5 protein-coding genes are annotated in these 22,147 nt (G+C 73.8%); all 5 read right to left on the minus strand.

Annotation, left to right across the window (positions count from 1 at the left end; translation table 11 throughout):
* Window positions 1-161: 161 nt before the first annotated feature.
* Window positions 162-16,502 (minus strand): non-ribosomal peptide synthetase, encoded by a 16,341-nt coding sequence (locus PV419_RS40775; protein ID WP_319697729.1) that lies wholly within the window; start codon window positions 16,500-16,502, stop codon window positions 162-164.
* Window positions 16,503-16,504: 2 nt separating this feature from the next.
* Window positions 16,505-16,789 carry an acyl carrier protein gene (locus PV419_RS40780; RefSeq protein WP_319697730.1) on the minus strand — a complete coding sequence of 95 codons (285 nt, stop codon included), beginning with the start codon at window positions 16,787-16,789 and terminating at the stop codon, window positions 16,505-16,507.
* A 138-nt stretch (window positions 16,790-16,927) separates the two neighbouring features.
* Window positions 16,928-18,649 carry an acyl-CoA dehydrogenase gene (locus PV419_RS40785; protein ID WP_319697731.1) on the minus strand — a complete coding sequence of 574 codons (1,722 nt, stop codon included), beginning with the start codon at window positions 18,647-18,649 and terminating at the stop codon, window positions 16,928-16,930.
* Complete coding sequence (locus tag PV419_RS40790; RefSeq protein ID WP_319697732.1) at window positions 18,646-20,328, minus strand: acyl-CoA dehydrogenase; 1,683 nt, start codon at window positions 20,326-20,328, stop codon at window positions 18,646-18,648. Before PV419_RS40790 ends, PV419_RS40785 begins: the two co-directional genes overlap by 4 nt.
* A complete protein-coding gene (locus PV419_RS40795) occupies window positions 20,325-22,079 on the minus strand; it encodes a fatty acyl-AMP ligase (RefSeq protein WP_319697734.1) in 1,755 nt (584 codons plus the stop codon). Before PV419_RS40795 ends, PV419_RS40790 begins: the two co-directional genes overlap by 4 nt.
* Between the last annotated feature and the right edge of the window lie 68 nt (window positions 22,080-22,147).

Genomic DNA, 22,147 nt, shown 5'->3' on the forward strand with positions numbered 1-22,147 from the left:
CGGTGTGGCCGGTCATCAGGTCGATGTGGAGGGCGGCAGGCCGAGCCTCGGTGGCGCCGAAAGCGCCGTGGCGGACGAGCCGTCCACCGGCGGTCGGTGCGAGTGGCCGGAGGGGTGCTCGAAGGAAGCCGGGCCACCGAGGCCGGTCCGCGCGGCTCGCCTCACCGTTCGACGAAGTCCCAATAGCGGGAGATCGCGGCTTCGTCGATGTCCGGGATCGCGACCGCCAAGTCCCGCAGCCGCTGAAGCGTCCTGTCGTTCTCGAACTCCAGGGTGGGCTGCTGTGGGTCCGGTGTGTTCCTCGCGTGCTCTTCGAGATACGCCTGGTAGGGCAGGATCGGCAGGTCCCGTCCCCGTTCGCTCGCGCGCCGCAGGCGGTGCAGCCACACGGTGAGCGGGACCGGTTCGCAGACCGTCCCGCGCATCCGGTCGTAGCCGCGCATAAAGACACCGGCTCCGACCCTGCGCGGGTGGTGGAGGTGGTGCACACGGGCGGTCCCCGTCCCGGTCAGGATCAGCCCCACGACGGCGCGGGCCAGGACATCGACGGGGAGCAGCGCTTCCTCCAGATCCGGTCCGACCGGATGGCAGCCGAGCGCGGCACAACTGGTGAGCAGTCGGGAGAACATGTCGTCCGGACTGACGGCACCGGTCGAGGTATGCGCCCAGATGCGGCCGAGCCGGTGGATACCGCCGGCGGCCCCCCGCTCGAAGGCACGCTCCACGAGCCGGTCCGCGACCCATTTGCTCGCCGCGTACCCGTTCCCGAACGGGTGTTTCTCACCGTCGATCGGTGAATCCTCCGTGACCAGCCGGGAGCTCTGGCCGAGCCTGAACACACCGAGGGTGGAGAGGTGGTGAAACGCCTTCGGCCGGCCTTCGGCGGCCAGGCGCAGCAGGGTCCGGGTGCCCTCCACGTTGGCCGGTTTCAGCCGGGTGTACGGCGAGAGGTGATGGACGTGTGCGCCGCTGTGGACGATCGTGTCGACCCGCTCGCGCAGCCCCGCCCAGTCCGCGGGGCCGAGGCCGAGGTCCACTGCCGTCAGGTCCCCCCGGACGACATTCAGCCGCGGATCGTCCGGCGTCGGCCCGAGGTCGATGCCGTAGCGCCGCATGGCCCCGGTCAGCCGCTCGCCCGCCTCGGCGTCGGTCCGCGCCCGGACGAGGCAGTGCACCCGCGCCGATGTCCGGTGCAGCAGCTCGACCAGGAGGAAGGCTCCGACGAACCCCGTGGCCCCGGTCAGCAGAATCTCCCGAGGACCATCGGCATGCGGGTCGGCATGCGGCACGTCGGGTGGGCCGGCGGGGGATGTGCCGGACGCGAAGCGCAGGGCGGGACCCAGCTCGGCTTCCGAGTCCGGCACCCACGACGAGGCGTGCGGGCCGCCCTCCGTGAGGTGGCGGGCCAGTCCCGCCGGGGTCGGTGCTTCCAGGAGCGCCGACAGGCTGAAGCGGACCGCCAGAGTCTCACCGATGCGGCCGGCCAGACGGGTGGCGAGCAGGGAGTGACCGCCCAGCGCGAAGAAGTCGTCGTCGGCGGATACCTCGGGCACCCCCAGCACTTCGGCGAACAGCCCGCACAGCAGGGCCTCCCGTTCGGTCCGCGGCGCCCGGCCGGTACCGGCGGCGGTGTCCGGCGGGGCGGGCAGTGCCCTGCGGTCGAGCTTGCCGTTGGCGTTCAGCGGGATCGCGTCGACCTCGACGAACGCGGACGGTACGAGGTGGGCGGGCAGGACGGTGGCGAGCCGGGCCTTCACCTCATCGGCCACCAGCGGTGCTTCGGCGATCATGTACGCCACCAGCCGTTGGTCGCCCGGGCGGTCCTCGCGGGCGATCACGGCGGCTCGCGCGACCCCGTCGAGGGCGGTCAGCGCGGTCTCGATCTCGCCGGGCTCGATCCGGTAGCCCCGGATCTTGACCTGGTCGTCGACGCGTCCGGCGTACTCCAGCACCCCGGTGCGGTTCCAGCGGGCCCGGTCGCCCACCCGGTACATCCGGGCGCCGGGCGGGCCGTAGGGGTCGGCGACGAACCGTTCGGCACTTGGACCGGGCCGCCCGGCGTAGCCGCGGGCGAGTCCGGCGCCGGCGAGGTACAGCTCGCCCCAGACACCGTCGGGGACGGGCTGGAGGTGCTGGTCGAGGACGTACACGCGCGCGTTGCCGATGGGGCGGCCGATGGGCACCGGCCCCGCGGCCAGGTCGTCGTACGGTTCGAGGCGGTGGACGACGCAGCCGACGGTCGCCTCCGTGGGGCCGTACTCGTTGATCACCACGGCCTTGGGGTGCCGCTCGCGCCACGCCTGGAGGGCGGTGCCGTCGAGTGCCTCGCCGCCGATGACCAGGTTCCGGGCGTCGCTGACGCGGTCGGGCAGCGACTCCAGCAGCCGTAGATGGCTCGGGGTGACCTTGAGCAGGTCGGGGGTCGGTGTGTCGCCGTCCAGTTCCCCGAACCGCACCCGGCCGCCCGTGATCAGCGGCGTGAACAGCGTGGTCACCGGCATGTCGAAGGCGAGGGAGGTGTGGACCAGGGACTCGCCCGCGGCGGCCGGGTACATCGCCGCGGCCTCCGTGAGATAGGCGGCGAGCGAACCGTGTTCGACGACCACTCCCTTCGGGCGGCCCGTCGATCCGGAGGTGTAGATGAGGTAGGCGGCCTGACGGTGGTGGACCCGGACGCCCGGGTCGCCGTCCGCGCCGGTGTCCGGGGCCGCGGCGAGGGTGTCCGCGTCGAGGACGATCGCGGCGCCCGCGTCGGCGACGAGGGCGTCGATCCGCGCCTGGGGGCCCGCCGGGTCGATCGGCAGGTAGGCGGCCCCGGTCTTCAGGACCGCGAGGAGCGCCACGAGCACCTCCGGGCGGCGCGGCAGGACCACGGCGACGACGGTCTCGGGTCCGGCCCCGAGCGCGACCAGGTGCCGGGCGAGCCGGCCCGCGCGGCGGTTCAGCTGGTCGTACGTCAGCTCCGTACCGTCCGCGACGACGGCCACGGCGTGCGGGGTGCGCCCCACCTGCGCCTCGAACATCTCCGGCAGGGACGCCTCGGGCAGCGGCCGGGCGGTGCCGCCCCGCCGGGCGAGCGCGTCCTCGCGTTCGGCGGGGGCGAGCAGGGGCAGGGCGTGCAGGGGGCGTGCCGGGTCGGCCGTCACCTCCTCCAGCAGACGCAGATAGCGGGCGGCGACGCTTTCGGCGGTGGCGCGGTCGAACAGGTCCGAGGCGTACTCGACCCATCCGGACCAGCCGCCCTCACCGTCCGCACCACCTTCACCGCTCTCGACGAACATCAGCGACAGGTCGAACTTGGCCCGGTCGCCCGCCACATCCCCGACGGTCACCTCGAGTCCGGGCAGCGTGGGAGTGACTGCCTCCTGATTGATCGTCAGCATGACCTGGAACAGGGGGTGCCGGGAGCGTGAGCGCGCCGGGTTGAGGACCTCGACCAGCCGCTCGAAGGGCACGTCGGTGTGGTCGTAGGCCGCCACGTCCGCCGCTCGCACCCGGTCGAGGAGCTCCTCGAACGTGGGGTCGCCGGAGGTGTCGACGCGCAGGGCCAGTGTGTTGGCGAACAGCCCGACGAGGTCTTCGAGCGCGGTGTCCGGGCGGCCCTCGACGGGCGTTCCGATCACGATGTCGTCGCCGGCGCCCAGCCGGGTCAGCAGGGTGACGAACGTGGCGTGCAGCACCATGAAGGCGCTGGCGCCCCGGTCTCGGCCGAGCGCCTCGATACGGCGGCGCAGTGCGGCCGGCACGGTGAAGGGCACCGTGCCACCACGCTGGGACGCGACGGCGGGCCGGGGCCGGTCGGTGGGCAGCTCGATCTGGTCGGGGATCTGGGCCAGCTCCCTCGTCCAGAAGTCGACCCGGTCGGCGGGCAGGTCCCGCTCCCACAGCGCGTAGTCGGCGTACTGGACGGGCAGCGGAGCCCAGTCGGGGGCGCGGCCGGCGAGGCGGGCGGCGTAGGCCGTGGAGAGGTCCTCGGCGAGGGGCCGCATGGACGCGCCGTCGCCCGCGATGTGGTGCAGGAGCAGCAGCAGGGTGTGTTCCCGCTCCCCGTCGGTGAACAGCACGGCGCGGATGGGCAGCTGGTGGTCCAGGGAGAACGGCATCCGGGCGGCCTCCGCCACCCCGGCGTCGAACTCGGCCGGGTCGAAGGACCGGATCGCGAAGCGCGGCTCCGTGTCGACGACGACCTGGTGCGGCCCCTCCGGCCCCTCGGCGATCACCGTGCGCAGCACTTCGTGCCGCCGGACCAGGTCGCCGAAGGCGTCCCGCAGGGCGTCCCCGTCGAGGGCGCCCGTCATCCGCAGCACGACGGGGATGGTGTACGTCTGCGCCTGGCCGCCGAGCCGGTCGAGGAACCACATCCGCCGCTGCGCCGCCGACAGGGGCACCCGCTCGGGCCGTTCGCGCCGGACGAGCGGGGGCCGCGCGGCCTTTGCCGGCCGCCCCGACAGCAGCTCGGCGAGTCCGGCGACGGACGAGTGCTCGAAGACCTCCCGGACGGACAGCTCGGCGCCGAAGTCGGCCCGGACGCGGTTGACCAGCCGTGCGACGAGCAGGGAGTGGCCGCCGAGGCGGAAGAAGTCGTCGTCCGCGCCCACACCGGGCGCGCCGAGGACGGCCGCGAAGAGGTCCGCCACGCGCCGCTCCATGCCCTCGGCGGGCGGTCGCCCCGAGCCCTCGGCGCTGAGGTCCGGGGCCGGCAGCGCCTTGCGGGCGATCTTGCCGTTGGCGGTCAGCGGCAGCGTCTCCAGCACGACGAACGCGGCGGGGACCATGTAGTCGGGCAGGGCCCGGGACGCCGCGGCGCGCAGGGCCGCCGGGTCTGCCGGGCGCCCCGGCTCGGGCACGACGTAGGCGACGAGGCGCTTGTCCTTCGGGGTGTCCTCGCGGACCACCACGGCGGCCGCCTCGATCCCGGGCTGGGCCGTCAGCACGGCCTCCACCTCGCCGAGCTCGATACGGAAGCCACGGATCTTCACCTGGTCGTCCACCCGGCTGACGAACTCCAGCCGTCCGGCCGCCGTCCAGCGGGCCAGGTCTCCCGTGCGGTACATGCGGGAGCCGGGCGGGCCGAAGGGGCTGGCGACGAAGCGTCCGGCGGTCAGGCCGGGGCGTTGGTGGTAGCCGCGGGTGACGAGGTCGCCGGCGACGTACAGTTCGCCCGCGGTGCCGACGGGCGCCGGGCGCAGCAGGGCGTCCAGCACGTACATCCGCGTGTTCCAGGCGGGCGTGCCGATGGTGACGACGCCGGGCGGCACGGCGTCGCCGGGTTCGATGCGGAACAGGCTGCAGCCGACGGTGGTCTCGGTGGGGCCGTACTCGTTGAGGACGGTTACCCGGGGGTGGCGGGCGCGCCAGGCGTCCAGCACGTCGCCGAGCAACGACTCGCCGCCGAGGACCAGTTGGCCCTCAGGTGAGTACTCCTCGGGCACCGCGCCGAGCAGGTGCAGATGGCTGGGGGTGGCCTTGACGAAGTCGGGCCGGGTGACGCGGGCGTCCGGGTCGGGGCCGCTCGCGGTCCAGCGGACGAGTTCGACGGTGCCGCCGGAGATCAGCGGTCCGAACATGCCGGTGGCGGTGAGGTCGAAGGAGACCGGCGAGTGGACCAGGACGCGGTGGCGCAGGCTCTCGTACTCGGCGGTCGCCCAGGCGAGGTAGGTGACCAGCGAGCGGTGCTCGACGACGACCGCCTTGGGGCGCCCGGTCGAGCCCGAGGTGAAGATGACGAACGCGGCGTGTTCGGGCCGACGGACCACTCCGGTGAGGGGTGCCGCCGACTGCCGGGCGATCTCCCCGGCGGTGACCAGCACGACCGGGGCTTTCGTCAACGAGCCGGCAGTGTCGGCGAGGTCGGCCGTGGTGACCACGGCGGCCGGCGCGATGTCGCCCAGCATGAAGGCGAGCCGGTCGGCGGGGTGCGCCGGGTCGAGCGGCAGATAGCCGGCGCCGGTCTTCAGAGCGGCCAGCAGGGTCACCGGGATGTCCTCGGAGACCGGCATCAGCACGGCGACGTACCGCTCGGGTTCGGCGCCGAGGCCGATGAGGTGCCTGGCCAGCCGATTGGCGCGGGCGTCGAGTTCCGCGTACGACAGCTCGGTGGTGCCGAAGACGACGGCGGGAGCGTCCGGCGTGCGGGCGGTCTGGGCCTCGATCAGGTCGGTGAGGGTGCCCGGGGGCAGCTCGTGGCCGGTGGCGTTCCACTCGGTGAGCAGCAGCCGCCGCTCGTCGGCGGTCACGACATCGAACTCCCGCACCGGGCGCTCCGGTTCGTCGGCGACGGCGGTGAGCAGCCGGGTGAAGCGCTCCGCGATCCGGGCGGCCGAGTCGCGGTCGAACAGGTCGGTGGCGAACTCCAGGAACCCGGTCACCCCGCCCTCGGGCCGCTCGGTGAGGAAGAACGACAGGTCGAACTTGGCGGCGGGCGAGGCCACCGGCCATACCCGCGCCGTGAGGCCGGGCAGGTCGACCGCGAGGTCGAGTGCCGCCTGCTGGTCGGCGTTGTTGAAGTTCAGGTTGGTCTGGAACAGCGGGTGCCGGGCCGTGGAGCGCGCCGGGTTCACGGCCTCCACGACGCGTTCGAACGGCACGTCCTGGTGGGCGTAGGCGGCCAGGTCGGCGGCCCTCACCCGGCGTAGCACCTCGCTGAAGCCGGGGTCGCCGGTCAGGTCGGTGCGCAGCACCAGGTTGTTGGCGAAGTAGCCGACGAGCGGTGCCAGCGCCTCGTCCGTGCGGTTCGCGACCGGCGAGCCGATCACGATGTCGTCGCCCGCGCCGAGCCGGTTCAACAGGGTGGCCAGGGCGGCGTGCACGACCATGAAGACAGTCGTGTGGTGCTCCCGCGCGAGCCGGACCAGGGCCGCGTGGACCCCGGGCTCGACGGCGAAGGACACCGTGTCGCCGCGGTGGGTGGGCACGGCGGGCCGGGGCCGGTCGAAGGGCAGCTCCATCTGCTCGGGCAGCCCGTCGAGCGTGGTGCGCCAGTGGTCGAGCTGCCGTGACAGGGCGCTGTCCGGGTCGTCGGCCGCGCCCAGCGCGCGCCGCTGCCAGAGCGCGAAGTCGGCGTACTGGAGGGGCAGCCGGGCCCAGCCGGGCTCCTCTCCGCGGGTCCGGGCGGCGTACGCGGTGGCGAGGTCGCGGGCGAGCGGGGCCATGGAGGCGCCGTCGCCGGCGATGTGGTGCAGGACGAGGAGCAGCACGTGCTCGCCCGCGCCGAGGTCGAACAGGGTGGCCCGCAGCGGGGGCTGGGCGGTGAGGTCGAACGGGGTACGGACGGCGTCGCCGAGCCGTTCGCCGAGGGCGTCCTCGTCGGTCCGTACGACGGTCAGCGGCGGCACCGAGCCCAGGACGACCTGGTGGGGGCCGTGTGCGTCCTCGGCGAAGACCGTGCGCAGTGCCTGGTGCCGCTGGGCCAGGTCGTCCAGGGCGGTGGTGAGCGCGGCCACGTCGAGGTCGCCGGTCAGCCGCAGTGCGACGGGCAGGTTGTACGTCGGGGACGGGCCCTCGAGCCGGTGCAGGAACCACAGCCGTTCCTGGGCGTACGACAGCGGCAGGCGTGCCCCGCGCGGCTGCGCGGCGACGGCCGGGCGGCGCGGCCCGCCGCCGCCGAGCCGGGACGCGAGCTTCGCCACGGTCGTCGCCTCGAACAGCACGGACAGTTCGAGGTCGATGTCGAGGGCGGCGCGGATGCGGCCGGCCAGCCGGGTGACCAGCAGGGAGTGGCCGCCGAGCGCGAAGAAGTCGTCGTCGGCGAAGACCTCGGGCACGCCCAGCACCTCGGCGAACAGCCCGCACAGGATCTCCTCCTGCGGGGTGCGCGGTCCGCGTCCGGTGGTGTGCGTGAGGTCGGGGACCGGCAGGGCCTTGCGGTCGAGCTTGCCGTTCGGGGTGAGCGGCAGCACCTCCAGGGGGACGATCTGGGCCGGGACCATGTACTCGGGCAGCCGGGCGGCGAGCCGGTCGCGTATGCCGTCGGCGTCGAGCGGGGTGTCCGGGGTGGCGGGGACGACATAGCCGACGAGCCACTGGCCGTGCACGGCCGCGACGGCCCGGTCGACGGACGGGTGGTCGGCGAGCGCGCCCTCGATCTCGCCGAGTTCGACGCGGAAGCCGCGCAGTTTGACCTGGTCGTCGGCGCGGCCGAGGTACTCCAGTGCGCCGTCCGCCGTCCAGCGCGCCACGTCGCCGGTGCGGTACATGCGGGAACCGGGCGGGCCGTAGGGGCTGGCGACGAACCGTTCGGCGGTCAGGCCGGGCCGGTCGAGGTAGCCGCGCGCGAGCTGGACGCCCTCGCAGTACAGCTCGCCGGGCACGCCGGGCGCGACCGGGGCCAGGTGCGCGTCCAGCACGTACAGGCGGGTGTTGGGGACGGGGCCGCCGATCAGCACGGTCCCGGTGTCCGGACCGGCCGACCAGGTGGTGACGTCGACGGTGGCCTCGGTCGGGCCGTACATGTTGAGCAGCTCGGCGTTCGGTGTCTCCTGGTGGAAGCGGCGGACCAGTTCGGCGGGCAGTGCCTCGTCGCCGGAGACGACCATGCGCACGGAGCCCGGCAGCCGCATCTCGGCGAGGTAGGCGCCGAGCATGGAGGAGCTGAGGTGGACGACCGTGACGCGCTCCTCGCGCATCAGGCGTTCCAGGTAGCGCGGGTCGCGGTGCCCGTCCGGGCGGGCGACGACGAGGGTGCCGCCGTGGGTGAGGGTCCAGAACACCTCCCACACCGACACGTCGAAGCTCACCGGGGTGGACTGCAGCACCCGGTCGGCGGGCGTCAGCCGGTGGTCGCGCTGCATCCACCGCAGCCGGTTGGCCATGCCCGCGTACGTGTTGACGGTGCCCTTGGGGCGGCCGGTGGAGCCGGAGGTGTAGATGACGTACGCGGCGCCGGCGCCGTTCACCGGCACCCGCGGGTTCGCCGCGGACTCCTCCGACGCGGACTCGGGCGCGATCCGGTCGAAGCCGTCCACGTCCCGGTCGGAGACCAGCAGGGCGGCGCCGGAGTCGGCCAGGATGTACGCGATCCGGTCGGCCGGGTAGCCGGTGTCGATGGGCACGTACGCCGCGCCCGTCTTGAGGACCGCCCACAGGGCCGTGATCAGGTCCACGGAGCGCGGCAGCATGACGGCGACCCGGGACTCCGGTCCCACGCCCCGCCGGCGCAGGGCGTGCGCGAGCCGGTTCACGCGGGTGTTCAGCTCGCCGTAGGTGACGCGCTCGCCCTCGAAGCAGACGGCCTCGGCGTCGGGTTCCTGTGCCTCGAAGAGCTCCACGAGCGAGCGCGGGTCGTCCCACGGGAGGCTGGTGTCGTTCCAGCCGTGCAGGACGAGGGCGCGGTCCTCGGCGCCGACCACGTCCACCTGGGACAGCCGCTGCGCGGGATCGGCGGTGACGCACTCCAGCACGCGCACGAACCGGGTCGCGAAGCTCTCCGCCGTGCGCCGGTCGTACAGGTCGGTGGCGTACTCCAGGCGGCACAGCAGCCCGCCGTCCTCGTGGACGTGGCAGTCGAAGTGCACATCGAACTTGGCGGTGCCGCTGGTCACCGGGTGGGGGTCGGCGGTGACGCCGGGAAGGTCGAAGCGGGCCTCGGTGAGGTCCAGCCAGGCCAGCATCACCTGGAAGAAGGCGTGCCGGGAGCGGGAGCGCTCGGGGTTCAGCTCCTCCACCAGCCGCTCGAACGGCACGCCCTGGTGGGCGTAGGCGGCGAGTCCCGTCTCGCGGACGCGGACCAGCAGCTCCTCGAAGGTCGGGTCGCCGGAGGTGTCCATGCGGTAGACGAGGGTGTTGATGAACACGCCGACCACGTCGTCCAGCACGGAGTCCGGCCGGTCGGCGATGACACCGCCGAGGGGGATGTCCTCGCCCGCGCCGAGCCGGGTGAGCAGCAGGGACACGGCGGCCTGGAGGATCATGAACGGGGTGGTGCGGGTGCGGCCGGCCAGGTCCAGCATCCGCTGGTAGAGGTCCGCTCCGACGGGGAACTCCACGTGGTCGCCGCGGTGGGTGGCCACCGCGGGGCGCGGCCGGTCGCCGGGGAAACTGACCTCGGGCGGCAGGCCTTCGAGGTGCTGCTTCCAGTAGTCGATCTGGCGCGGCAGGTCCGTGGCGAGCGTGTCGCGCTGCCAGATCGCGAAGTCCGGGTACTGGACCTCGAGTGCGGGCCGGGCCGGCGGGCGGCCGCCGGTCCGGGCGCGGTAGGCGGAGGTGATGTCCTCGGCCATCGGGCGCAGTGAGGCCCCGTCCGCGGCGATGTGGTGCACGACCAGCAGCAGGATGTGGGTGTCGGGCCCGGTCTCGTACAGCGTCGTGCGCAGGGGCACATCGCGCGTCAGGTCGAAGGGGCGGGCCGCGTCGGCGGCGAGGTCGGGGTCCGTGTCCCGGACGAACGCCGTGGTGAAGGGCGTGTCGGGCGCCAGGACGACCTGGTGCGGACCCTCGGCGTCCTCGGGGTAGACCGTGCGCAGCGCCTCGTGACGGGCCACGAGGTCGGCCAGCGCGCCGCCGAGGGCGTCGGCGTCGAGGGCGCCGGTCAGCCGGATCTGGAGGGGGATGTTGTACGTGCCGGAGGCGCCCTGGAGCCGTTGCAGGAACCACATGCGCTCCTGGGCGAACGACAGCGGGACGCGGCCGGGCCGCTCCTCCGCCGTGATGCGCTTGGCCTGCGGGGCGAGCCGGGTCAGCCGTTCGGCGACCTGGGTGACGGTCGGGCCGGCGAAGACGTCCCGCAGCGACAGATCGACGCCGAACTCGTCGCGCACCCGGTGGACCAGGCGAATCATCAGGATCGAGGTGCCGCCGAGGGTGAAGAACTCGTCGTCGACACCGACCTGCTCGACGTCGAGGACCTCGGCGACGATGGCGCACAGCGTCTCCTCCTCGCGCGAGCGGGGCGTCCCGCCGCCGGCCGGGGCGGCGGACACCACATCCGTCCCCACGGGGGTGCCGGCGCCCGTGACCAGGATCCGGTCCGCTTCGCCCACCGGGGGCAGCTCGCCCACCGGCGCGTCGAGTCCGGCCGCCGCGCCGCCCATCAGGCCCGCCAGCAGGTCGGCGACGCGGGCCATGGCGGCCGCGTCGAAGGCGCCGGTGAGGTAGGAGAACGTCAACCGCAGCCGCGGTCCGGGGAAGACCGACAGGGTGAGCGGGTAGTGGGTGCGCTCGACCAGTCCGGCGTGGGCCAGGCGCAGTCCGCCCGCCTCGATGCCGTCCTCCATGGGGTAGTTCTCGAAGGCGACGACGGTGTCGAACAGCGCGTCGAAACCGGACACGCGGGTCAGCTCGGCCAGCGAGGCGTGCTGGTGGTCGTGGAGCGAGCGCTGTTCGTGCTGGAGCCGGGTCAGCAGCGCGGCCAGCGGCTCGGCGCGGTCGAGGCGGACCCGGACGGGAAGCGTGTTGACGAACAGTCCGATCATCGCCTCCGCTCCGGACAGCTCGGGCGGACGCCCGGAGACGGTGGCGCCGAACACGACGTCGTCACGGCCGGTGAAGCCGCTCAGCAGCAGCCCCCACAGCCCCTGCACGACGGTGTTGAGGGTGAGCCGGTGCGCGCGGGCCGCCGACGACAGGGCGTCGGTGAGCGCCTCGGACAGAACGAGTTCGTGGACCTCGTGCCCCTCGACGGCACGGTCGGCGGGGGCCAGCAGGGTGGGCGCCGCGAGCCCCGCGAGCCGTTCGCGCCACACCTCGGCCAAGGCCTCGCGGTCCTGTCCGTCCAGCCAGGCCAGATAGTCGCGGTACGGGACGGCGGGGGGCAGTTCGGCGCCGCCGTACAGGGCGAACAGGTCACGCACCAGCAGCGGCAGCGACCAGCCGTCCAGCAGCAGGTGGTGATGGGTCAGCACGAGGCGGTCGCCGAGCGCGGTGAACCGCAGCAGGGGCGGCCGCACGACGCTGAAGCCGCGGGCGCGGTCCCGGGCGAGGAACGTCTCCAGGCCGTCCTCGTCGCGCTCCTCCCAACCCACCTTGACGTCGGTGGGGACGACCTGGACGGGGGCGCCCGCCGAGCGGCTGCGGAAGGCGGCGCGCAGGTTCGGGTGGCGGGTCAGCAGGGCGGTGGCGGCGGCCCTCATCCGCTCGGGGTCGAAGCCGCCGTCGATGTCCAGGACGAGCTGGCCGACGTACGGGTCGTCGGGCTCGTACAGGGCCAGGAACAGCAGGCCCTCCTGGAGCGGGGAGAGCGGCAGGACGTCCGCGGCGCCGCGGAACCTGTCCAGTTCCTCCTGGGTGATGCGGACGAGGGGCACATCGGAGACGGTGAGTGCGCCGCGCGTGTGAGCGGCCAGTTCGGCCAGGGCCTTGGTCCACCCCTCGGCGAGGGCGCGCACGTCGGTGTCCGTGAGGACGCCCGAGGGGTAGGTCCACTCGGCGGTGAGCTCGCCGTCACGGACGTAGGCGTCGATCTGCAGGGCGTGGGTGAGCGCGAGGCCGTCGTCCGCGAGCAGTTCCACGGCCGCCTCGCCCTCGGCCAGGCGCCAGCCGCCGAGGTCCTGTGCGTCCAGGCGGCCCAGGTAGTTGAAGGAGATCTGGGGCGCGGGCAGCCCCGTGAGGCGGTCGCGGAGCAGGTCATGACCGCGTCCGCCGTGCGGGATGGCGCGCAGCTCCTCCTTGGTGCGCTTGATCAGGGCGGGGCCGGTCCCGGTGCCGGGGCCGAGGCGCACCGGGTGGATACGGGTGAACCAGCCCACGGTGGTGGACAGGTCCATGCCGTCGGGCAGGTGGTCGCGGCCGTGGCCCTCCAGGTCGACCAGGACCGCTCCTTCGCCGCGGTGGCGTTGTACGGCCGCCGAGAGCGCGGCGAGCAGGATGTCGTCCGGGGTCGCCCGCCAGGCGGCGGTCAGCGCGGTCAGCACGGTGGCGGTGAGGTCGGCCGGGGCGGTGACGGTGATCGAGCGAGCCGTGCCGTGGACGTCCCGGACGGGGGCGAGGGGGCGGGCGCCGAGGACGGGTTCGGGGGTGGACAGCAGCTCCGTCCACAGGGGGAGTTCGTCGTCCGCGGCGGTGGCGAGGTGCTCGGCCCAGCGGCGCAAAGACGTCCCGGCCGGGGGCAGCTCGCGCTCGGCGAGCGCCTCGGCGAGGTCGGCCAGCAGGATGCGCCAGGACACACCGTCGACGACCAAGTGATGGAGCACGAGCAGCAGTCGGCCGGAGGCGAACCACACGGCGCGCACCATCACACCGTCGTCGGGCGACAGCGCGCGGCGGGCGGCCTCCTTCTGCCCGGCCACGTCCTCGTCCCTCGCGCGCGTCAGGCAGTCCCCGGCCCGTACGGCGCCCACCGGCCGGATGTGCCGGCCGCGCATGCGCAGGGCGTCGTGGCGGTCGAGCACCTTCTGGAGGGCGGCGGCCAGCCGGTCGTACGACAGCCCGGACTCGGTGGCGAGGAGGAGGGACTGGGCGAACCCGGCGGTGGGGCCGCCGCGTTCGGCGAGGCGCCGGGCCATCGGTGTCCCGGCGAGCTCGCCCACCGGGTCGTCCTCGACGGACGGGACTGCCGATGCGGTCGCGGCCACGGTGGCGAGCCGGGCGACGGTCGGATGGTCGAAGACGTCCTGCGGGGTGAGGTGCAGGCCCTGGCGGCGGGCGCGGCTGACGAGCTGGATGGCGTGGATGCTGTCCGCGCCGAGGGCGAACAGGTCGTCGTCCACGCCCAGTTCCGGGCGGCCGAGCAGGTTTGCGACAAGGGCGTGCAGGGTGCGTTCGGTGGCGGTGCCGGGTGCGCGTCCGCTGACCGGCTGTGCCGGGGCGGGCAGGGCGCGGCGGTCGACCTTGCCGTTGGGGGTCACCGGGATCGACGGCAGGACGAGCACACTCACCGGCACCATGTGGGCGGGCAGCCGGTCGGCGAGCCAGGCCCGCGGGTCGGTCTCCGGGGTGCCGGTCGCGTAGCCGACGAGCTGCCGGGCGCCCGTGGGGGAGTCGCGGACGAGGACCACGGCCTGATCGACGCCGGGCACCGACGCCAGGACCGCCTCGACCTCAACGGGTTCGACCCGCTGTCCGTTGATCTTGATTTGGTCGTCGGCGCGTCCGGCGAACTCCAGGTCCCCGTCGGCCATACGGCGCACCAGGTCGCCGGTGCGGTACATGCGGGTGCCGGCCGGGCCGTACGGGTCGGCGACGAACCGTTCGGCGGTCGGGCCGGGGCGGTCGAGGTAGCCGCGGGCGAGCTGGACGCCCGCGAGGTACAGCTCGCCGGTCACGCCGTCCGGCACCGGCCGCAGGGCCGGATCGAGCACGTAGGCACGGGAGTTGTGGGTCGGCGTGCCGATGGTGACGGGCACGCCGGGCGCGCAGGCGTGGGAGGTGGCGGTCACCGAGAACTCGGTGGGCCCGTAGGAGTTGTGCAGCCGGGCGCCGCACGCGCGGTGGAAGCGCTCGGCGAGCCCGTCGGGCAGGGCCTCGCCGCCGCAGCTGACCATGCGCAGCGACGGGGTGGGAAGGTACTCGTCGAGGAACGGGCCGAGCATCGCCGGCACGAAGTGGATGACGGTGGCCCGCTCGTCGCGGACCAGCCGGGCGAGGTAGGCCGGGTCGCGGTGGCCGTCGGGGCGGGCGACGACGAGGGTCGCGCCGCGGGTGAGGGCCCAGAAGACCTCCCACACCGACACGTCGAACCCGACGGGCGTCTTGTGGACGACCCGGTCCGCCGGGGTGAGCCGGTACTCGTCCTGCATCCAGGCGAGCATGTTGGTGATGCCCGCGTGGGTGACGACGGTGCCCTTGGGACGGCCGGTGGTGCCCGAGGTGTAGATGACATAGGCGGCGTGGTCCCCCCGCGGGGCGACGCCGGGGTCGGTCTCGGGCTCGCCCTCGCCGAGGGTCCGTACGTTCTCCTCGTCGATCAGGAACGACGCGCGGGAGTCGGCGAGGACGTACGCGATGCGGTCGGCCGGGTAGCCGGTCTCCACGGGCACGTACGCGGCGCCGGTCTTGAGCACCGCCCACAGCGCGACGATCAGGTCGGGCGAGCGGGGCAGCCGCACCGCCACCCGGGACTCCGGCCCCACGCCCTGTCCGCGCAGGGCGTGGGCGAGACGGTTCACTCGGGCGTTGAGTTCGCCGTACGTCAGCCGCTCGCCCTCGAAGGCGACGGCCTCGGCGGCCGGGTCCTGGGCCTCGAACAGCTCCACCAGTGAGCGGGGGGCGGTCTGGTGGATGGTGTCGTTCCGGGTGTGGAAGCGCTCCCGCTCCTCGTCGCCGAGCAGGTCGAGGGCGCCGATGGGCAGGTCGGGACGTTCGGTGGCGGCGGTGAGGAGGCGCACGTAGCGGTCGAGGTGCGCGGTGGCCGTCTTCAGGGTGAAGCGGCCGGGGTGGGCGTTGACGGTCAGTTCGATGCCGTTGCCCGCCTCCGGGTCGCCGTAGGCGTGCAGGGCGAGGTCGCGGACCGGGCCGGAGGCCAGCTGGTGCGCCGTGGCCTCGGTGGCGCCGAACGGCAGGCGCGTGGCGGCGAAAGTGAGGACGTTGACGCATGGTCCGCTCAGGGTGCCCGGGTGGGCCGCGGCGGCGAGGTCTCGGCGGAGCCCGTCGTGCGGGTAGCGCTGGTGGCGGGTCGCCTCGGCCAGGCGGGTGGCGACCCGGTCCAGGAGTTCGGTGAAGGTCGTCGAACCGTCGACGCGAATCCGCAGCGGGACGTCGTTGACGAGCATGGCCGGTGTCGCCAGGGCGTGCGGGCTGAGCCTGGCGGCCATGAACACGCGGACGAGGACGTCGTGGGCGCCGGTGACCCGGTGGGTGTGGGCGGCCACCGCGGCGATCACCGGCAGGGACCAGCGGGAGCCCGAGAGCCCGCGTACCCGCGACGCGGTGTCCTCGGGCAGAGGGCCGGTCACGCTGGGGAGGCTGGGCGCGAGGCCGGTGGCGCCGGAGCCCAGGTCGGTGGAGTCCGGCAGGTCCGCGAACTCGGCCCGCCAGTAGGCGCCGTCACGTTCCCGGCGGGCGGAGCCGAGGTAGGTGTTCTCCTCGGACAGGACCTCGCGCAGGGTGCCGAAGCCGCTCGCGGGCGGCTGCTCGCCGGCGGCGAGCGCGGTGTAGACCTCCAGCAGGCGGCGGCAGTGCAGGACCTGCCCGTAGCCGTCGAGGAGGATGTGGTGGTAGCGGAAGTGGAGCCAGTGCCGGCCGGGGCCGAGCCGCAGCAGCGTGTGCCGGAACAGCCGGCCGCCGGTGACCGGGACGGGCCGGGCCTGGTCGGCGTCGATCCAGGCCCGCGCGGCGGCGGCCGGATCGGTCTCGCCGCTCAGGTCGAGGTACTTCAGCTCGCCGGTCACCGACGGGTCGACGGTCTGTTGGACCGTCTCCCCGTCGGTGTGGAAGCGGACCCGCAGGGCCTCGGTCTCGGCCACGGTCTGCTCTACGGCGCGGGCCAGCAGGGCGCGGTCCACCGGTCCGGGCACGTCGAAGTAGATTCCGCAGGTGAACAAGGGGCTGTCGGGGGCGAGGCGCTGGGCGACCCACACCCCGTGCTGGGCCGCCGTCAGGGGCAGGGCCGGGTTCGTCGGGGCAGCGTTCATGGTCAGGCCTGCTCACCGCTTGTGTGTGCCGCCTGCGCCTGCTCGCCGACGAGGGCGGACAGGGCGGCGCTCAGCGCGTCGACCGTGGGGTGGTCCCAGGTCAGCGCGTCGTCGACGGTCACCTCGAACTCGTCCTCGATGTCCGCGGTGATGGCCAGCGCCGTCAGGGAGTCCAGGCCGTAGTCGGCCAGCGGTACGGACGTGTCGATGTCCTCCGGCGAACGGCGCAGGTATTTCGCCACGCGCTCGGTCAGCCAGGTGTGCACGTCTCGGTTGCCAGCGGTCATGAGAGGGGTCTCTTTCTTGAACGGGGAAAAGGGAGCCGGGGCGCGGCGGCGGTGCGTACGGCACGGGCGGTGACGGTGCGGCCGAGGTCGCCGTACGCCGCCTGTCACGGACGAGCGGTCGTCACAGGGCGAGCGCCGTCACAGGGCGAGCGGTCGTCCTGTCAGGCCGAAGGAGCGGCCGGCGGCCCGGCGGTCCAGGAGCTCGGCGAAGAGCGCGTCCTCGACCGGGCCGGGCAGCGGGCCGGGCCGGCGCGGGCCGGGGGCCGAGCGGTGCAGGGCCGCGCGCAGCCAGGCGGGGTCGGCCAGGAAGTCCCCCGGCCGGGCGTGCCGCCACACCTGGGCGCAGGTGGTCCGGGACAGGAGGCGCACATATCGGGTGACGAGGTCGTAGTGCTCGGGGCGGGCGTCGACGCCGAGCTCCACGGGCGACAGCCGCTCGCACACGGAGGCCAGGTCGGCCAGTTCGGCACGGTCGTCCCCGAGCGCGGCGCGCAGGTCGGCGTGGTCGGGCGCCCAGGGCGCGTCCGCCAGGGCGTGGAGGGAGCCGGCGACGGGGTCACGGCCCGCCGCGTGCAGGGCCAGCCGGTCGAACCTCAGGGGCGGCAGCGCCTCCGCGAGCGCGAACAGCTCGCCGGGTGCCTCGGTCCCGGGGCCTCCCCAGGTGCGCCGGGCCAGCAGCGGGAGCTGCGGCAGCAGGCTCATCTGACAGGCGGCGCGCGCGATGTGGCCGAAGCCGACCGGGGCGAGGTCGCGCAGCAGCTTCTGGAACAGCGCGGTTGGCCCTTCGCGCAAGTAGAAGTGCGCGCCGAGGAGTTCCGCGAGCCGGTTCATGGCCTCCAGCAGCAGCCGGGAGACCTCGAACTTGACCGCGGAGGCGTACACGCTCGCCGTGCCGGGCACCAGATGCAGGGCACGGGCGCCGACCGCACCGAGCGCCTCGGCCCGCAGCAGGTCGGCGAAGACGCCGGCCAGGACCGAGCGGACGTGCGGGAGGGCGGTGGCGGGGCCGCCGTACAGCCGGCGCCGCATCAGGTGATCGACGGCGATGCGCAGTCCGGTGTCGAGGGTCCCGCCGGCCATCGCCGGCAGGACCGTGCGGGTGATCTGGAGGGCTTTCAGGGCGGTCTCCAGGCCGGAGCCGACCGGTCCGAGGACCGCGGCGGCGGGCACCGGCAGGGCGTCGAAGCTCAGGCCGCCGAGCTGGACTCCCCGCATGCCCACGGTGTGGAAGCGCGGCAGGTCGGTCAGGCGCGTGGGGTCGGCGCTCGCGCGGTCGACGAGGACCAGGGAGTGGCTGCGCGGGCCGGGCCGCGGGTGGGTGCGGGCGAGCACGACCATCGCGTCGGCGCGCCGGAGGTTGGTGACGACCTCCTTGCGGCCGGTCAGCAGCAGGCCCTCCCCGGCGGTGGTCGCGGTGAACTCCGTGCCCGCCATGTCGTTGCCGTGCGCCAGTTCGTGGAAGGCGATGGCGATGCGCCGGCCGTCCAGGAGCAGTCGGGCGGCGCGCGCCCTCTGCCGTTCGTCGCCGGCGGTCCACACGGTGACCGCGGCGATGAGCGAGCTGGCGCCGTAGCCCAGGCCGAGTGCCGGGTCGCGGCGGTAGAGCGAGCGCATGACCTCGGTGAGGTGATCGGCCCGCTCCAGACGGCCGCCCAGCTCGGGCGGCACGAACTCGGCGTTGAGCCCGTAGGCGTGCAGCAGCGACTCCCCGACGGCGAGCATCTCGGCGCGCTCGTCGGCGGCGAGGACGGCGGTGGCGCCGACGGGGTTGGCCGGATCGCAGAGGCTGCCGAGTAAGTGCTCCAGTTCGTTCGCGCGCTTGGGGGTGAGGCCGGTGGGGTCGGTGGCGGTGCGGTTCACGCGGCACCTCCCAGCAGGGTGAAATCCGGTGCGGTCGCGTCGAGGAGGACATCGGCCAGGGCGTCGAAGACGTCGCTGTCGTCCTCGCCGAGCAGAGCGGTCAGGCAGGCCCGCAGCCACAGGCCGTCCGTCCCGAGCCGCCCCGTGCGCAGGGACGGGTTCTCCAGCCACAGCAGCAGACAGGCGGCGGACGCGTAGCCGCGCTCGTAGCGTTCGGCGAGGTCGAAGGCGGTGCTGGGCAGACCGCCCGCCACCGGTACGAAGGCCGCCGACTCCGCTTCGAGCCCGGCCAGTTCGGCGAGCAGCCGATGGGCGAGCGCGGCGGCCTCCGGCGGGCCCTGCTCCCGTACCCGCGCCGCCGCGTCGGGCAGGGACTGCACGGCGCTGCACCCGGTGACGGACAGCAGCGCCAGGCGGTCCCGGTCGAACGCGGGCAGCGGCGCGGCAAGGTCGGTGGCGGCGCGCAGACCCTCGGTGTCGGCGCGGCGGCGACTCAACAGGCGGGCCAGGCGCGGCATCTGGTTGAGGAGGGCCGCGCGGTTGACGACCGTGGATCCGTCGAAGATCGCGCAGATGCGGTGGTCGCGCTCCAGCTTGGCGAAGCCGCCTCCGGGCGGCTGGGTGAGGAAGCCGCGCACGCCCAGCAGTTCACCGAGCCGGGTGAGGGTCTCCTGCGTCACGGTGGGCACATAGGCCTTGGCGATCGCCGAGATCGCGCTGAGTTCCCCGGGCAGGGTGTGCACCGAGCGGGCGGAGAGCAGGCTCACCGCCTCGGCGGTCAGCGCGGCGGCGGCGGCCCGGCCCAGGATGCGCCGTACGTGCGGGACGTCGGCGAGGCGGCGGCCGTACAGTTCGCGTGCCGCGGCGAAGTCGCGGGCCAGCCGCAGGGCGTGGTCCGCCGCCCCGAGGGAGAGCGCGGTGCACGCGATGCGGGTGAGCTGGAGCGACTTGAGGACGACGGCGATCCCGTCGCCCTGCCCGCCGATGAGGGAGTCAGCGGGGACCGGGGCGCCGTCGAGGGTGAAGCCGCTGATGTCGGCGCCGCGGATGCCGTGCGTACGGACCTTCGGCAGGTTGTGCCAGGCGCCCTCGGGCAACCGGCGCTTGTCCACGAGGAAGACACTGAAGCCGCGTCTGCCGCCCGCCGGGTCGGTGCGGGCGAGGACACAGGCGAGGGTGGACCTCGTGGCGTTGTTGATGAGCCACTTCTCGCCGGTGAGCCGCCAGCCGCCACGGCCGTCGCCAGAGCCGTCGCCGCCACAGCCATCGCCGCTGCCGTCGGCGGCCGCCGTGAACTCGCCGGCGAACAGGTCGGCGCCGTGGTCGCGCTCGGTCAGGGCCCAGCAGACCGGCTCCCCGCCGCGGACGCGCTCGGCGAGCCGGGTGGTCTGCGCCGGGGTGCCGGCCACCCACACCGGCACCGCCCCGAGGAAGGTCTTGCCGTGCGCGATGGCCACCGTCAGATCGCGGCGGGCGACCGCGCGCAGCAGCCGTACCGTCTCGCTGACGTCGCCGTCCGGTGGCAGGACATAGTGCGCGGGAAGCCCCGCGGCGTCGAGGACACGGACGGCGTCGTCGGGGAACTCCTCCCGGTCGTCGAGCCCGGCGAGCGTGTCGGGCGCGAAGGCGTCGTCCTCGTGGGCGGACAGCAGGGTGTCGAAGTCGGCCGTGGTCGTCATCGGACGGTCACCCGCCGGTACTCCGCCAGGGCCGTGGTGAGCAGCCGGTCCTCGCCGAGGTGCAGGGTGTCCAGCTCTCCGGCGAGATAGAGGGCGCGCATGGCCGAGCGCTGCACCTTGCCGCTGGTGGTGCGCCGGACGCCGCCGGGCCTGACCAGGGCGACCGCCGCGACGGGGACGCCGAACTCCCGGGCCACGGTCTGCTTCATGTCGACGGCTGTCCGCGCCAGCCGCTCCGCGCCCCAGTGGGCACGGATCTCGTGCACGGTGACGATCGCGGGGGCGGTGTCCACGCCGTCGTCCGCCCCGACCATGAAGGCGGCCCCGTGCAGCCCCTCCAGCTCCTCGTGCTGGGCCCGCAGTTCGTACTCGATGTCCGAGGGGTGCAGGTTGCGCCCGTGCAGGACGAGGACGTCCTTGCGGCGGCCGGTGATGTACAGGTCGCCGTCGAGCAGGCCGCCGAGATCACCGGTGCGCAGGAACGGTCCGCGACCGTCGCGGGTGTGCTCCCGGAACGTGGCGTCGGTGGCCTCCCCGTTCTCCCAGTAACCCGCGGTGACGCTGGGGCCGGCGAGCCAGATCTCGCCGATGCGTCCGTCGGGCAGGGCGTCCCGGGTGTCGGGGTCCACGATCAGGACGTCGGACCCGGTCGGCCCCCCGCATCCGATGAGCACACGGGAGGGCGTTGTGCCGGTGGCGGGCCGCAGCTCCTGACCCTCCAGCGCCGCGACGTCCACCGCGGTCCGCAGCGGTGGCCGCCCCCTGGTGGCGGAGACCATCAACGTCGCCTCTGCCAAACCGTACACCGGGATGAGTCCCTCGGGCGGGAAGCCCGCGGCGGCGAACCGCTCGGTGAAGGCGGTGACCACGTCGGCGCTGACCGGCTCGGAGCCGTCGGCGGCCTTGACCCGGGACAGGTCGAGCGTGGCGAGCTGCTCGTCGGTGACCCGCCGCACGCACAGCTCATAGCCGAAGTCGGGCGCGGCCGTGAAGCCGATGTCACAGGCGTCCAGCATTCGCAGCCAGTGGTACGGGCGGCGCAGGAAGGACATCGGGTCCATCTGGACGTACCCGTCCCCGGACAGGAGGCCCGGCAGCATCAGGCCGATCAGACCCATGTCGTGGTAGAGGGGGATCCAACCGCCGTACCTCGTACGGCTGTCGTTGCCGAACGCGTCGACCATCCGCTCCACGTTGGCCATGAGACTGCCGTGGCTGACCATCACGCCCTTGGGGGCGCCGGTCGATCCCGACGTGTACTGCAGCAGCGCCAGGGTCTCGGGAGAGACGTCGGGAGCGGTCCAGGCGTCCGGGTCGCCCTCACCGGTGTCGGTCGTATGGCAGACCGCGCCGACGATGCCCTCCTCGGCCACCCACTTCTCGACGTCCGCCAGGTCGCCGCGCTGGGTCAGGACGGCGCGCACCCTCGCGTCGCGGGCGATGGCGGCAAGCCTGCGGCGCTCATGCCGGAAGCGGCCCGGCAGCGGGGCGGGTACGGCGATGACGCCGGCGTGGACACAGGCGGAGAAGGCGGTGGTGAACTCGATCCCCGGGGAGTAGAGGAGCAGTGCCCGGTCACCTGGGGAGAGCCGTTCCTGGAGCCAGGAGGCAATGCGCCGGGAATGCAGATCAAGTTCTGCGCGGTCGCGCACGATGCAGCTGATTTGGCTGAAGTCCGAAACGAATGTCACAGCAGGCTGCTGCGGATTACGCGCTGCCTGTTCTCTCAGCGTCGTGAGTAATTCTCGCACGGCAGAAACCGTAGGTGACGCTTGTCCTCGAACGAGTACTGAGGGGTTAATAGAAACTTAAAGCAACT

The sequence above is a fragment of the Streptomyces sp. ME19-01-6 genome, assembly GCF_033793745.1.
In the GTDB taxonomy this organism is placed as follows: Bacteria; Actinomycetota; Actinomycetes; order Streptomycetales; family Streptomycetaceae; genus Streptomyces.